Origin of the sequence: Streptomyces piniterrae, from assembly GCF_005048155.1 — a bacterium.
Lineage (GTDB): Bacteria > Actinomycetota > Actinomycetes > Streptomycetales > Streptomycetaceae > Streptomyces > Streptomyces piniterrae.
In genome coordinates, this window is record NZ_SUMB01000010.1 from 160,619 (window position 1) to 174,283 (window position 13,665).

General features: G+C 71.5%; 16 protein-coding genes. 7 read left to right on the forward strand and 9 right to left on the reverse strand.

The annotated features are described in order from the left end of the window. Positions 1-208: 208 nt before the first annotated feature. The 3 genes from FCH28_RS26595 to FCH28_RS26605 are packed head-to-tail and all read left to right on the forward strand — an operon-like array spanning position 209 to position 2,421. Positions 209-673 (forward strand): hypothetical protein, encoded by a 465-nt coding sequence (locus tag FCH28_RS26595; protein ID WP_136742690.1) that lies wholly within the window; start codon positions 209-211, stop codon positions 671-673. Positions 674-727: 54 nt separating this feature from the next. Beyond that, positions 728-1,552, forward strand: a complete 825-nt coding sequence (locus FCH28_RS26600; RefSeq protein WP_136742691.1) for a DsbA family protein — start codon at positions 728-730, stop codon at positions 1,550-1,552. Further along, positions 1,549-2,421 (forward strand): cytochrome c biogenesis CcdA family protein, encoded by an 873-nt coding sequence (locus FCH28_RS26605; RefSeq protein ID WP_136742692.1) that lies wholly within the window; start codon positions 1,549-1,551, stop codon positions 2,419-2,421. The genes FCH28_RS26600 and FCH28_RS26605 overlap by 4 nt, the downstream gene beginning before the upstream one ends. Positions 2,422-2,470: 49 nt before the next feature. Here FCH28_RS26605 and dgt read toward each other — a convergent pair whose 3' ends face one another. From dgt to FCH28_RS26630, 5 genes are all read right to left on the reverse strand, one after another. Beyond that, a complete protein-coding gene (dgt, locus tag FCH28_RS26610) occupies positions 2,471-3,796 on the reverse strand; it encodes a dGTP triphosphohydrolase (RefSeq protein WP_246103229.1) in 1,326 nt (441 codons plus the stop codon). A gap of 32 nt (positions 3,797-3,828) precedes the next feature. After that, positions 3,829-4,182, reverse strand: a complete 354-nt coding sequence (locus tag FCH28_RS26615) for a hypothetical protein (RefSeq protein WP_136742693.1) — start codon at positions 4,180-4,182, stop codon at positions 3,829-3,831. 202 nt (positions 4,183-4,384) lie between these two features. Continuing rightward, the gene (nadE, locus tag FCH28_RS26620) at positions 4,385-5,215 is read right to left on the reverse strand and encodes an ammonia-dependent NAD(+) synthetase (protein ID WP_136742694.1); all 831 of its coding nucleotides are present in this window, start codon (positions 5,213-5,215) and stop codon (positions 4,385-4,387) included. A 65-nt stretch (positions 5,216-5,280) separates the two neighbouring features. Next, complete coding sequence (locus FCH28_RS26625; protein WP_136742695.1) at positions 5,281-5,835, reverse strand: GH25 family lysozyme; 555 nt, start codon at positions 5,833-5,835, stop codon at positions 5,281-5,283. Between the two features lie 218 nt (positions 5,836-6,053). Beyond that, positions 6,054-6,452: a BlaI/MecI/CopY family transcriptional regulator gene (locus FCH28_RS26630; RefSeq protein WP_136742696.1), complete on the reverse strand. Its 399-nt coding sequence runs from the start codon at positions 6,450-6,452 to the stop codon at positions 6,054-6,056. Between the two features lie 121 nt (positions 6,453-6,573). Here FCH28_RS26630 and FCH28_RS38290 point away from each other — a divergent pair, with 121 nt between their 5' ends. The 4 genes from FCH28_RS38290 (at position 6,574) to FCH28_RS26645 (ending at position 8,608) form a co-directional block, all read left to right on the forward strand. Beyond that, positions 6,574-6,729 (forward strand): hypothetical protein, encoded by a 156-nt coding sequence (locus tag FCH28_RS38290; RefSeq protein WP_169314257.1) that lies wholly within the window; start codon positions 6,574-6,576, stop codon positions 6,727-6,729. Further along, the gene (locus FCH28_RS26635; RefSeq protein WP_136742697.1) at positions 6,726-7,331 is read left to right on the forward strand and encodes a phosphatase PAP2 family protein; all 606 of its coding nucleotides are present in this window, start codon (positions 6,726-6,728) and stop codon (positions 7,329-7,331) included. The genes FCH28_RS38290 and FCH28_RS26635 overlap by 4 nt, the downstream gene beginning before the upstream one ends. A gap of 50 nt (positions 7,332-7,381) precedes the next feature. Further along, positions 7,382-8,029 (forward strand): phosphatase PAP2 family protein, encoded by a 648-nt coding sequence (locus FCH28_RS26640; RefSeq protein ID WP_246103231.1) that lies wholly within the window; start codon positions 7,382-7,384, stop codon positions 8,027-8,029. Positions 8,030-8,329: 300 nt separating this feature from the next. Further along, on the forward strand, positions 8,330-8,608 hold the full coding sequence (locus FCH28_RS26645) for a hypothetical protein (protein ID WP_136742699.1): 279 nt from the start codon (positions 8,330-8,332) through the stop codon (positions 8,606-8,608). Between the two features lie 252 nt (positions 8,609-8,860). Here the strand turns inward: FCH28_RS26645 and FCH28_RS26650 are convergent, their stop codons facing one another. From FCH28_RS26650 to gcvT, 4 genes are all read right to left on the reverse strand, one after another. After that, complete coding sequence (locus tag FCH28_RS26650) at positions 8,861-10,243, reverse strand: L-serine ammonia-lyase (protein ID WP_136742700.1); 1,383 nt, start codon at positions 10,241-10,243, stop codon at positions 8,861-8,863. Between the two features lie 435 nt (positions 10,244-10,678). After that, a complete protein-coding gene (gene glyA, locus FCH28_RS26655) occupies positions 10,679-11,938 on the reverse strand; it encodes a serine hydroxymethyltransferase (protein ID WP_136742701.1) in 1,260 nt (419 codons plus the stop codon). Between the two features lie 102 nt (positions 11,939-12,040). Further along, positions 12,041-12,415, reverse strand: a complete 375-nt coding sequence (gene gcvH / locus FCH28_RS26660) for a glycine cleavage system protein GcvH (RefSeq protein WP_136742702.1) — start codon at positions 12,413-12,415, stop codon at positions 12,041-12,043. A 120-nt stretch (positions 12,416-12,535) separates the two neighbouring features. Continuing rightward, complete coding sequence (gene gcvT, locus FCH28_RS26665) at positions 12,536-13,663, reverse strand: glycine cleavage system aminomethyltransferase GcvT (RefSeq protein WP_136742703.1); 1,128 nt, start codon at positions 13,661-13,663, stop codon at positions 12,536-12,538. Positions 13,664-13,665: the final 2 nt, after the last annotated feature.

The following is a 13,665-nucleotide window of genomic DNA, read 5'->3' on the forward strand; positions in this document are numbered from 1 at the left end:
AGCATCACTTGTTGGTACGTGATCAAAGGTGAGCTATGCCACCGGCCTTATGAAAGCCGGTTGGGCCACCGCTTCCGCTGACTGTTATACGGACGTGGTGAGCGCGCGGCGGCGTGGCGGGGCCGGAAGGTCCGTGCTCCGGATGCCCGGACGCGGTCCGTAGGATGGGATGTTGATGCTTGCGCCAGGTACCGCGGGAGGAGGCGACATGCGGCATGTGCGCCGGTCGTACGCGACGACGCTGCTGCTTCTCCTCGCGGTCACTTTCGGGCCGCTGCTGTGCCGGACCGGCGGCGACCAGGCGCAGCCGGCGGGCCGGTCGACGGAGACCGCGCGGACGGCGCTTTCCAGCCAGACGCCCGACGCCGCGCTGACGGCGAGTTCACGCCAGAATCCCGATGCCCCGTCGACAGCGACTTCGCGCCAGACGCCCGAGGCCGTCGACCCAGCCGCGGCCGGTGTGCCGAAGAAGTGCCAGGGCCGGCACGCGCCGGCACCCGACGAGTCCGTTCCGCCGCCCACCCCGCACCGTGGTGAGCCGCTCGCCCCGGACGCCACAGGACCCGCCCCGCTGGCCACCGACGCACCCGCGCAGTTCGCGCTCGCCCGGCCCCCCACGGGCAGCGCACCCGCCACCGACCCGACCGCGCTCCGCCCCGTACTGCGGATCTAGGCCGCTGCCCACGCACCCGGCCACTCATCCACCCCGTACGACCGGAGCTTCCGCATGCCCAACTCCTCCACGCCCGCCCGGCGCAGTTCCTCCACTCCCACCCGCCCGGCTTCCGCCTCTCCCACCCGCAAACTGGCCGCCGTCGGTGCGGTCCTCGCACTCGTCGTGGCCGTGATCGCCATCGCCGTCGCCGTCGGCAAGGCCGTCGAGGGCGGCCGCGACGCCGGGGGCGACGGCGCGCCCCGGGCCGCCGCGTCCGGGCTGCCCCCGGAGGGCACCGAACGCCAGAAGATCTACGACAACCTGGCGAAGCAGACCAGCCGGCGCGAGGACGGCGACCCGCTGGCCGTCGGCAAGAAGGACGCCCCGGTCGTGCTCGTCGAATACGCCGACTACCAGTGCTCGTTCTGCGGGCGGTTCGCCCGCGAGACCCAGCCCGAGCTGGTCGAGAAGTACGTCGACGCGGGCACCCTGCGCATCGAGTTCCGCAACTTCACCATCCGCGGTGCCGACTCCGAGCGGGCCGCTCGCGCTGCCTGGGCGGCGGGGCGGCAGGGCAGGTTCTGGCAGCTGCACGACGAGCTCTACGCCGAGAACCGCAAGGGCGGCGATCTGGCCGAGGACAAGCTCGTCGACCTGGCGCGCGCCAGCGGTGTGCCGGACATCGGGAAGTTCCGCACGGACATGAAGAGCGCCGATGCCGAGCGCGCGCTGAAGAGGGACCAGGAGGAGGGCTACGCGCTGGGCGTCCAGTCCACGCCGTCCTTCCTGATCAACGGACGGCCGGTCTCCGGGGCCCAGGCCACCGACGTCTTCGAGCAGGCCATCGAGGACGCCGCGGCCGCTGCCGGCACGAAGGGCAAGGGGGCAGGGAAGTGACCGACATCGGCTACCTCGCGGCCTTCCTCGGCGGCGCGCTCGCGCTGCTCAGCCCGTGCAGCGCGCTGCTGTTGCCGGCCTTCTTCGCGTACTCGCTCTCCCACCCCGGCCGGCTGCTGGCGCGCACCGGCGTGTTCTATCTGGGTCTCGCGACGACGCTGGTCCCGCTCGGCGCGGCCAGCGCGGCGGCGAGCCGGCTGTTCAACGGCCACCGTGATCTGCTGATCGCCATCGGCGGCTGGGTCGTCATCGCGATGGGCGTGGCCCAGATCCTGGGCCTGGGCTTCGCCTCCAGGCGCGCCCAGGCCGCAGCCGCCAGGATCACCCCGCGCTCGGCCGTCTCCACCTTCCTCCTCGGCAGTGTCTACGGCCTCGCGGGCTTCTGCGCCGGACCGATCCTGGGCGCGGTGCTGACGGTGACCGCGGTCAGCGGCTCACCGGTGTACGGCGCCTCGATGCTCGCCGTCTACGCGCTCGGCATGGCATTGCCGCTGTTTCTGCTGGCGCTGCTCTGGGACCGTTTCCAGCTCGGCACCAGGGGCTGGCTGCGCGGCCGCGAATTCACCCTGGGAAAGCTGCGGTTGCACACCACATCCGTACTCTCCGGGCTGTTCTTCATCGGTATCGGCATCCTTTTCCTGGGCTTCAACGGAACCAGCGCGCTGCCCGGAATTCTCGACGCGGACACCGAATTCCAGGTCGAGGAACGGGTGGCGCGGATCGGCAACGGAGTGCCGGACTTCGTGCTGATCGCGCTGGCCGCGCTGGTCGTCGCAGGAGTGCTGGGGCGTATCGCGCTGCGGCCGGAGAAGACCGCGGCCGGGCGGGAGGCTGTGGCCGGACGGGAGAACGGGCCGCGCGGCGAATAGCCGCGGGCCGGGGTCGGGGAACGGCGGCGTCCTGCCGCCGTTCCCCGGCTCACAGCCACACGTTGTCGTTGACCGAGCCGAGGCCCGTGCCCGACAGCCGACGGTGCAGGGCCAGTGCCTGGTCCTCGGTGAGCGAGGCGACATGGTCGGCCGCGGCGCGCAGCCGGTCGCCGTGCTGCGTCAGCTCCTCGGCGCGCTCCGGCGGCAGCAGCTCGGGCGCGTCATGGCTCCAGCGCAGCAGCTCGCTGACCACCCGCCGTTTGCCGTGCTGCTGGGTGGCGAGCGCCGGACGGTCGATGACATAGCACCACACCAGCTCCTTGAGCAGATCGCAGGCGGCCCGCCGCTCCTCCGGGATCACCAGCCGCGCCCCGTACCGGATCGCCGCCGGGCCGCCCACCTCCAGCTCGATCCCGCGGGTGAAGTACGAAATCAGGTCGGCGGTACGGCGGTTGACCGCGACCGCGTCCTCATGGCTGCCGCTGTACGGGGCGTGCACCGCGAGCCGCTTGCCGATGTCCGCCATCAGCAGCAGCGCCGCCTCGCGGTCGAACGCCTCGCCCGCCCGCGCCCGCTTGGCCTGCACATAGTCCAGGAACCGGCGGATCTCCCGCTCGGTGTCGCCGCCTGCCGAACCGTCCGGCGGGAACAGCGCGGCCAGCGGGATCAGGCCCGTGCGGTAGAAGTCCTCCACGTCATGGCAGGCGTAGGTGACATCGTCCGCCCAGTCCATGACCTGCTCCTCGACGGGGACGGCGGTGTCGGTGCGGCCGGCCCGCACCCAGGCGAACGCGTCCCGGTCGGCGACATACACACCCCACTTCACATGCCGCGCCGGATCCTGGTCGACCGGCGCGCGCTCCCACGGGTACTTCGTGGACGCGTCCAGGCAGGCACGGGTCAGATGCAGTCCCCGATGGCCCGGGTACTTGTGCGCGGCGAGGAACGTCAGCACCCGCAGCGTCTGCGCGTTGCCCTCGAAGCTGTCCAGCACACCGTCCGCGAAGTGCAGCTCGTCCATCGTGGCGCGCAGCGCCAGCTCGCCGGCGTGGCCGAACGGCGGATGCCCGATGTCGTGCGCCATACAGGCCGCCTCGACGAGGGCCGGGTTCGGCCCGCCGTACTTCCGCTCCAGGCGCTCCGCCATCCGCCGGCCGAGCTGCGCCACCTTCATCGAGTGCGTCAGCCGGGTGTGGTACGCGCCCAGCTCGGCGCTCGCCACCACCTGGCTCTTGCCGGCCAGCGCCCGCCACTGCGTCGAGTACAGGATCCGGTCGACGTCGTGCTCGAATCCGGACCGCTGCCCGTCATCGGGCACCCGGCGCCGCAGGGAGTGCTGCTCGAGATCCTCATCGCTGTATCTGGCAGGTCGCATGCGCGGATGCTACGCCGTGCCCGCCGTCGGCCCTAGGCGCTCAGCCGGCGGCGGCGGAGCGGATAGGCGTGGGCGTGCGGGCGGGGGTGCGGGTGGTGGGCGTCCGCCCGGCGACGGCGGTCGTTGCAGAGCAGGCACTTTCCGTAACCCGGCGGAAGCGGATCCTCCGGGTCGCCGTACAGGGGGTCGACGGCGCCGTGCGGGTGTATCGCGCAGCCCGTCGGGCCGGTCTCGGCGCCCAGTGAGCTGGCGGCGGTCAGTGCTCGCCGGAGGACGTCGACGAGCTGGTCCGCGTCGCGCCGGGTGGGCGCGCTCTGCAGGGCGGAGGCGATGTCGGAGGCAGTGGTCAGCGCGGTCTGGAGTTCGCGCAGGTTTGCGTAACCCATGTCTCGGAGCGTATGCGGCCCCACTGACAATTGATCTTCCGATCGCATTTCGCGGCTTCCCATGCCCGCATGCATGCCCGCCCACGCCCACGGTTTAGCACCGGGACGATGACTGTCCCCTTGCCGGTGCATGACATGTGCGTGGGTGGGCGCCGTCCCGCGGAGCCCCGGCCGCGGCCGGGCCCCGCAGAGCGGAGGGCGCTCAGGGGGCGATCGGCAGTGCGCGCTTGTGGTCGGTGAAGCGGTAGCGGCGGACGATCGACTGGAAGGCCACGTCGGCGACCGGCCTGCCCTCCAGGAAGTCGTCGATCTGGTCGTAGCTCACACCGAGCGCGTCCTCGTCGGGCTTGCCCGGGTCGAGGGTCTCCAGGTCGGCCGTGGGGACCTTGTGGACCAGCTCCGCCGGGGCGCCGAGGGCCGCCGAGACGGCGCGCACCCGGCGCTTGGTCAGGCCCGTGAGCGGCACGACATCGGCCGCGCCGTCGCCGAACTTCGTGAAGAAGCCGGAGACGGCCTCCGCCGCGTGGTCGGTGCCCACGACCAGACCGTCATGCGCGCCGGCGACCGCGTACTGCGCGATCATGCGCTGCCGGGCCTTGATGTTGCCCTGCACGAAATCCTGGTGGTGGGCGTCGCGGAAGGTGACCCCGGCGTCCACCGCCGCCTGCAGCGCCGCATCGCTCGCCGGGCGGATGTCGACGGTCAGCACCCGGTCGGCCCGGATGAACTCCAGCGCCCGCTGTGCGTCCTTCTCGTCCGCCTGGACGCCGTAGGGCAGCCGCATCGCGAAGAACGTCGCGTCATGGCCGGTGGCACGGGCCCGCTCCACCGCGAGCTGGCAGAGCCGGCCCGTGGTCGTGGAGTCGACGCCACCGCTGATCCCGAGGACCAGGGAGCGCAGGCCCGTGGTCGTCAGCCGCTCCGTGAGGAAGGCCACCCGGCGCTCGATCTCCCGCTCGGCGTCGAAGGACGCGGTCACCTGGAGATCCCGGGCGATCTCCTCCTGCAGGGCCTTGGACGCCGGGTCGGTCACGGCCGCTCCTCAAGGTTTCTGGTATCCGTGTGCTGGTCACCCGGATGGGGCCGGCAGGAGAAACCTTAAGCCGGGTGCGCCCACTTCTTGAGAGCGGCCTTGCTGGTGAAATCCGCCACGTCCTTGTCCAGCGGCGAGTCCGTGTACTGGTGGATGCGCCACTTCGCCTTGATCCGCGGGTGCCCGGCCGAGACATAGTCCGCGATCCACAGGCCGTCGGCGGCATAGGACGTGGTGTCGTGGTTCAGCCAGAAATCACGGTTGCAGTAGAGCATCACGCGGTGGGTGGGGCGCAGCTTCTTGACCTCCAGAAGGAACTGGTCCTTCTGGGCATTGCTCGCATACGTGCCCTCGCCGGTGCGCTCCCAGTCGGCGGCCAGGATGTCGCCCTCGACGGAAGCGCACTTCTCGACGAAATATCTCGCCTGCGCGGCGATATTCCCCGGCCAGAGGAAGTGGTAGAAACCGACCACGCATCCCGCCTTACGGGCCTTCGACGCCTGGGCGGACTGGTGCGGGTTGATGTAGGAACGGCCCTCGGTGGCCTTGACGAAAACGAAGTCCAACCCCTCGGTGGAATATGAGGTGTTGTACGAACTGACATCGACACCATGCAGCATGAGCGGCCTCCCGCCGATCGGATCTGCCCTTGCGAAGCGCCGTCCAGCGCTTCGTTCCGTGCGTCGTGCAATGCGCCGTTCAATGGGCCGTGCGAAGCATCATCCGCGGTGCAGGTCACAGCAGTTGAGCATGCCCATGGTCTGAGACGCCAGATTGTGGCGGCGAAGTTCCGTAAGCGGGCACCGTGTTGGCGCGAGGGAGGCTGAGGCGAATCGCCTCAGCGTCCTATCTCCCCCCGCGTCGGCTCCTCCGTATCGGCCAGGATCGAGCGGAGCAACTGCTCGTCCTCGGTGGGAAGGTCGGAGACGAAACGGGCGAGCGCGGTGCCGCGGTCGTCCTGCTTGTCGAGTTCGCTGCGCATCCGGCGGGCGGTCAGCCCGGCGGAGTCCTGTATCGGCGAATACGCATAGCCGCGGCCGGCCCGGGAGCGGGATACGGCGCCCTTGGCGTGCAGCCGGGTGAGGATCGTCGTGACGGTCGTACGGGCGAGGCGGCGGCCCAGCGCGCGCTGCACCTCGGCGGGGCTCAGCGGCCCCTCGGCCGCCCAGAGCGCCGCAAGCACGCTCGCCTCCAGCTCGCCGGCAGGGCGCCGCTGCACGGGTGGTGTCTCGGACATGAAACGCCGTTCACCTCTCCGTCGTCTACAGTTCCGTAGACCGTCTACTTGACTGTAGTCGGTCGGGTCGGCCGCGCGGCAGGCGGCAGGCTCGGAACCCATTATGAGAGGGCCCACTGACATGGCAGGAGCCATCGCGGACCCGCAGGTCACAGCCCTGGCGCAGGCCCCCGGAGGGCTCCCGCCGCACGCCCCGCACCCGGCCGCCCGTCGGCCGCTCGGCCCGTCGCCGAACCCCCGCACCACGCACCACCCCGCCAAGGAGAACCCCCAGTGAGCACGCTCGCTTTCGGCGGAGCCTCGATCGACGGTGACCTCTACACCCGGACCACCGACCTCGCCCACCACGCCCCGCACACTCTCAACACCCTCGTCTCCTACTGGACCGACTACGGGATGGGCCTCTTCGCCGCCCTGATGCTGGCCGTCTGGTGGCGGGCCCGCCGCGCCGACCCCGCCCGTATGGCGATGGCGCTGGCCGCCCCCCTCGTCGTGCTCCTCGCCTTCGTCGTCAACGATGCCGTCAAGAGCCTCGTCGACGAACAACGGCCCTGCCGGACGCTCCCCGCGATCACCCTCCAGGCCTGTCCGGCGCCCGGTGACTGGTCGTTCCCCAGCAACCACTCCGCCATAGCGGCCGCCGCGGCGGTCGCCCTGCTCCTGTGCCACCGCCGACTCGCCCGTATCGCCGTCCCCGCCGCGCTCCTGATGGCGGCCTCGCGCGTCTGGGTCGGCGCCCACTACCCGCACGACGTCGCCGTCGGACTGGCCGTCGGTGGCCTCGTCGCCTGGCCGCTGACCCCGCTCGCCCGCCGCGCCGCCCCCGCCGTCGACCGCCTCCGTGCCACCCGGCTGCGCCCCCTGGTGGCCGCGCGGTGACGGCCCCCGGGCGGGAACCGGGGCGGGCAGCCAGGCGGCGGTGGCCACTGGTGGCGCTCGCGGCGGTCTGCGCGGCACTCTTCGTCGCCGCGTCCGTCCTGGTGGCCGTACGCCACGGAGCCCCGCTCCCGGCCGAACGGTCCGCCCATGACTGGTCCACGGCGCATCGCGGTGAACCGGTGCGCTCCCTGGCCCGCGCGCTCACCGCCACCGGTGCGGGACCCGTTCCGTATCTGATGGCGGTACTCGGCGGACTGCTTGCGGGTGCGCGCACACACGGCCGGATCCGCGTGGTGGCCTGCGCCGTCGCCGTGCTGGCGGCCGGTCAGGCCATCCGCTACGGCCTGATGCGGCTGCTCGCCCGGCCGCGTCCGCCGACCGCCGACTGGGCCGGGGCCGCCGTCGGCCACGCCTGGCCCTCCGGCCACGCCACCACCGCCGTACTGGCCGCCGGCATCCTGGCCTGGGGCGTAGGGCACCGCGCCCGCCCCGGCACCGCCCGCACCTGGTACGCGGTGCTCGCCCTCTGGGCCGTCGCGGTCGGCGCCACCCGCGTCTACCTGGGCGTCCACTGGCCGGGCGACGTCCTCGCCGGCTGGCTGCTGGCCCTCGCCTGCCTGGCGGCGGCCCGCCTCGCCGAACCCCTCGCCTTCCGCCGTCCGAGCCGGCCCCGGCGCCCCAAGTCGACCTCCCCATAAGGAGGTTGACGCGCCCCGCGCACCACGGGGGGCGCGCGAACATGGCTTTCATGCCCATGAATCGATGACGATCCGTTCAGGTCTTCCCCAAAGGAGCATGGAGGCGGCCCACCCCGAGCAGCACTGTCCTGAGTGCCGGTGGAGGGGCCGCGGAGGTGATGACGGATACGGCACGCCACCGGCACCGCGACAAACGCGCCGGGAACAGCGGCGGGTCGGGCACCTCGGGTATCGCAGGGGCCGGTCACCGCACGCCTCATCAGGGTCGGACACCTCACGTATCACCAGGGGGGCAGCACCATGGAACGACCGCTCGACCGCCGGACATGCCACTCGACGCACGGTCGCTGCGCGGCCGCCGCCGCCAAGGATCCGACCCCGTGCGAGGGACCGCACGAAGCCGCCACCATCGTCGACCGCCACGGTGCGGAGGTGGCCGGCTGCGTCCACCACTGCGCCCGGCTGCTGGCCGGTCTGGAAGGAGGCCGCGTCCACCCCTTCGTCCCGGCCTGCCACGCCCTGGACATCTACTCCCGGGCCCGCGAACTCCCGCCTTTCGCCTGGGAGATCGGCAAATAGCCACGCGTGAGGGCGCAATCGGCGGGGACGGCGAAGGTGACTGTCAGTGGTCGCTCGTAGCCTGTCGGTATGCGGAATTCAGTCGGTGATCAGCAGAACCGGGACGACGTTCCTCGGCGGGCCCGGACGACGGCGGCCGCAGCCGCCGTCAGGGCTCGGCCCCGCCGAGGACACGCCGTGCGTGCCAGGGGCGGTCCGCCGGGTCGGGGCCGGACCGGCCCCAGGCCCCGCGTCCGCCCGCCGGCGCGCCCGTCAGCACTCGATGATGTTGACCGCCAGCCCGCCCCGCGCCGTCTCCTTGTACTTCACGCTCATGTCGGCGCCGGTCTCCTTCATGGTCTTGATGACCTTGTCGAGGGAGACATGGTGGCGGCCGTCGCCGCGCAGCGCCATACGGGCGGCGGTGATGGCCTTGACCGCGGCCATGCCGTTGCGCTCGATGCACGGGATCTGGACGAGACCGCCGACGGGGTCGCAGGTCAGGCCGAGGTTGTGCTCCATACCGATCTCGGCGGCGTTCTCGACCTGCTCGGGCGAGCCGCCGAGCACCTCGGCCAGACCGCCGGCCGCCATGGAGCAGGCGGAGCCGACCTCGCCCTGGCAGCCGACCTCGGCGCCGGAGATGGAGGCGTTCTCCTTGAACAGCATGCCGATGGCACCGGCGGCGAGCAGGAAGCGGACCACGCCCTCCTCATCGGCACCGGGCACGAAGTTGACGTAGTAGTGCAGGACCGCGGGAATGATGCCGGCCGCGCCGTTGGTGGGGGCGGTGACGACCCGTCCGCCGGCCGCGTTCTCCTCGTTCACGGCCATCGCGTAGAGGGTGACCCACTCCATCGCGTGGGCGAGCGGGTCGCCCGCGGAGCGCAGCTGGCGGGCGGAGTTCGCGGCGCGCCTGCGGACCTTGAGGCCGCCGGGCAGGATGCCCTCGCGGGACATCCCGCGCGACACGCAGGCCTGCATGACCCGCCAGATCTCCAGCAGCCCGTCGTGGATCTCCTCCTCCGTGCGCCAGGCCTTCTCGTTCTCCAGCATCAGCGCGGCGATGGACAGCCCGCTGTCCTGGGAGAGGCGCATCAGCTCGTCGCCGGTGCGGAAGGGGTGCTTGAGGACGGTGTCGTCGAGCTTGATGCGGTCCTCGCCGACCGCGTCCTCGTCGACGACGAAGCCGCCGCCCACCGAGTAGTAGGTCTTCTCCAGGAGGGGGGCACCGGCCGCGTCGTAGGCGAAGAGGGTCATGCCGTTGGCGTGGTACGGCAGCGCGCGGCGGCGGTGCAGGATCAGCTCGGTCGACTCGTCGAAGTCGATCTCATGGGCGCTGCCTATCTCGGCGCCCATCAGCCGCAGCCGCTTGGTCGTACGGATCCGCTCGACCTCGTCGTCCGCCCGCTCCACGTCGACGGTGCGCGGGGAGTGCCCCTCCAGGCCGAGGAGGACCGCCTTGGGGGTGCCGTGGCCGTGGCCGGTGGCGCCGAGCGAACCGAAGAGCTCCGCGCGCACCGAGGCCGTCTGTGCGAGGAGACCGTCCTTCTTGAGGCGCCCGGCGAACATCCGGGCGGCGCGCATCGGGCCGACGGTGTGGGAGCTGGAGGGGCCGATGCCGATGGAGAAGAGGTCGAAGACGGAGATGGCCACGGTGGCGGACTCCCTTGTCTGCTTGGTGGGAAGGTGGAGCGATGGGGCAGGGGGGGCGCGTTTCCGCGCCGATGGGTGCGTATGCGCCCGGACCGTACGCATCCGCGCCGAGAGGTGTTTTTCTGCGCCGGCTGTCGAGCGTAACCCGGACGCGGCGCGGCCTCGCCGGACGGAAACCGTCGGACGGCCGTCGCGAGGGGGAACGGCGGATGTCGTGTGGAGCGCGGGCAAGGGGCGGGCGCCGGAGCGCGCGGAAGAACGGCCGGACAGGGCGCGGGCCCGGGGCCGGCGCGCGGCCCCGGGCCCGAGGCCCGTCCGTCCCCGGCCCGCCGGACATCCGGCGGGCCGGGCCCTCAGGGGGAGACGCGCGTCACAGAGCGTCGTCCGTCACAGGACGCCGCCGGGACACGCCTCGTCACAGCGACGGATAAGGCATCACAGCGAGGGGTACAGCGGGTGCTTCTCCGCCAGCGCCGAGACCCGGGCCTTGAGCGACTCGGTGTCGTACGACGGCTTCAGCGTCTCGGCGATGATGTCCGCGACCTCGCGGAAGTCCTCGGTCTGGAAACCGCGGGTGGCCAGCGCCGGCGTGCCGATCCGCAGACCCGAGGTGACCATCGGCGGCCGCGGGTCGTTCGGGATGGCATTGCGGTTGACCGTGATGCCGACCTCGTGGAGACGGTCCTCGGCCTGCTGGCCGTCCAGCTCGCTGTTGCGCAGGTCGACCAGGACGAGGTGCACGTCCGTGCCGCCGGACAGCACGGACACACCGGCCTCGGTGACGTCCGGCTGGATCAGCCGCTCGGCCAGGATGCGGGCGCCTTCGAGGGTGCGCTGCTGGCGCTCCTTGAAGTCGTCGGACGCCGCGACCTTGAAGGACACCGCCTTCGCCGCGATGACATGCTCCAGGGGGCCGCCCTGCTGGCCCGGGAAGACCGCCGAGTTGATCTTCTTGGCGAGCTCCTGGGTGGACAGGATCACACCGCCGCGCGGACCGCCGAGGGTCTTGTGCGTGGTGGTGGTGACGACATGCGCGTGCGGCACGGGGGAGGGGTGCAGACCCGCGGCGACCAGACCGGCGAAGTGCGCCATGTCGACCATCAGGTACGCGCCGACCTCGTCCGCGATCCGGCGGAAGGCCGCGAAGTCCAGCTGCCGCGGGTAGGCGGACCAGCCGGCGACGATCAGCTTGGGGCGGTGCTCCTTGGCGAGGCGCTCGACCTCTTCCATGTCGACCAGGTTGGTCTTCTCGTCGACGTGGTAGGCGACCACGTTGTAGAGCTTGCCCGAGAAGTTGATCTTCATTCCGTGGGTCAGGTGCCCGCCGTGCGCGAGGTTCAGACCCAGGATGGTGTCGCCCGGCTTGAGCAGCGCGAACATCGCGGCGGCGTTGGCCTGCGCGCCCGAGTGCGGCTGGACGTTGGCGGCCTCGGCGCCGAAGAGAGCCTTGATCCGCTCGATGGCGATCTTCTCGACGACGTCGACGTGCTCACAGCCGCCGTAGTAGCGGCGGCCGGGGTAGCCCTCGGCGTACTTGTTGGTGAGGACGGAGCCCTGCGCCTCCATGACGGCGACCGGAGCGAAGTTCTCCGACGCGATCATTTCGAGGGTGGACTGCTGACGGTGGAGCTCGGCGTCGACGGCGGCGGCGACGTCGGGGTCGAGCTCATGGAGGGAGCTGTTGAGAAGCGACATGAGTCTTCCTGAGGGGTCAGGGGGCGCGATGGGGTCCCCCGGACGGAGTCTGGGGGAGCTCCCACTCGGGCGAGGGCGGGAGATGGTCCGGACGGCTCCGGCTCAACCGGTGATGAAGGCGGCGTACTCGTCGGCCGAGAGCAGCTCGCCCTCACCGCTGACCTTCACCTTGAACAGCCAACCGCCCTCGAACGGGGCGGAGTTCACCAGCGAGGGGTCGGCGACGACATCGTCGTTGACCGCGGTGATCTCGCCTTCGACGGGCGAGTAGAGGTCGCTGACCGACTTGGTCGACTCCAGCTCACCGCAGGTCTCGCCCGCCTTGACCGTGGAACCGACCTCAGGAAGCTGCACGTAGACCACATCGCCGAGGGCGTTGGCCGCGTGCTCGGTGATGCCGACCGTCGAGACGCCGTCCTCGGCGGCCGACAGCCACTCGTGCTCCTTGCTGTAGCGCAGCTGCTGGGGGTTGCTCATGGCTCGATTCTCCTGTACGCGAGGGTGTGATCGTGAATGGGGTCTTGCACAGTGAGACGCGTGAGGCGCGCCGTGACACGACAGCCGTGGGCGAAGCGTTACTTCTACGGCCTCTTACGGCTACTTCTGCCGCTTGTAGAAGGGCAGCGCGACGACCTCATACGGCTCATGGCTTCCACGGATGTCCACCGCGACACCCTCGGTGCCCGGCGTGGCGTACGCCGCGTCGACGTACGCGATGGCAAGCGGCTTGCCCAGGGTGGGGGACGGCGCCCCGGAGGTGACCTCGCCGATGACCGTGCCGTCGGCCGCGACGACCGGGTATCCGGCGCGCGGCACCCGGCGCCCGTCGGCGATCAGGCCGACCAGCTTGCGCGGCGGACTGGCCTCGGCCCGCTCGGCGGCCGCCGTCAGCGCGGCGCGGCCCACGAAGTCACCGTTGTTGGTGGTCTTCTCGAACTTCACGACCCGGCCGAGACCGGCGTCGAACGGCGTGGTCGCGGTGGTCAGCTCGTGCCCGTACAGCGGCATGCCCGCCTCCAGGCGGAGCGTGTCACGGCAGGACAGACCGCACGGCACCAGCCCGACGTCCTTGCCGGCCGCGGTCAGCGCCTCCCAGAGGGCGACCGCGTCCGCGGGCCGTACGAACAGCTCGAAGCCGTCCTCGCCGGTGTATCCCGTACGGGCGATCAGCGCCTCCACACCGGCGACCGTGCCGGGCAGGCCCGCGTAGTACTTGAGGCCGTCCAGATCGGCGTCGGTCAGCCCCTTGAGAATGCCGGGGGACTCCGGGCCCTGGACCGCGATCAGCGCGTACGCGTCCCGGTCGTCGCGGACCTCGGCGTCGAAACCGGCCGCGCGCTCGGTCAGCGCGTCCAGCACCACCTGGGCGTTGGAGGCGTTGGCGACGACCATGTACTCCTGGTCCTCGAGCCGGTAGACGATCAGGTCGTCGAGGATGCCGCCCCCGGCCTCGCAGATCATGGTGTAGCGGGCGCGGCCCGTCTTGACGCCGCCGATGTTGCCCACCAGCGCGTAGTCGAGAAGGTCGGCGGCCTGCGGGCCGGTGACGGTGATCTCGCCCATGTGGGAGAGGTCGAACAGGCCGGCGCGGGTGCGGACGGCGACATGCTCGTCCCGCTCGCTGCCGTAGCGCAGCGGCATGTCCCAGCCGGCGAAGTCGGTCATGGTCGCGCCGAGCGCACGATGCGTGGCATCCAGCGCGGTACGGCGGGGGGCATCAGTCATGG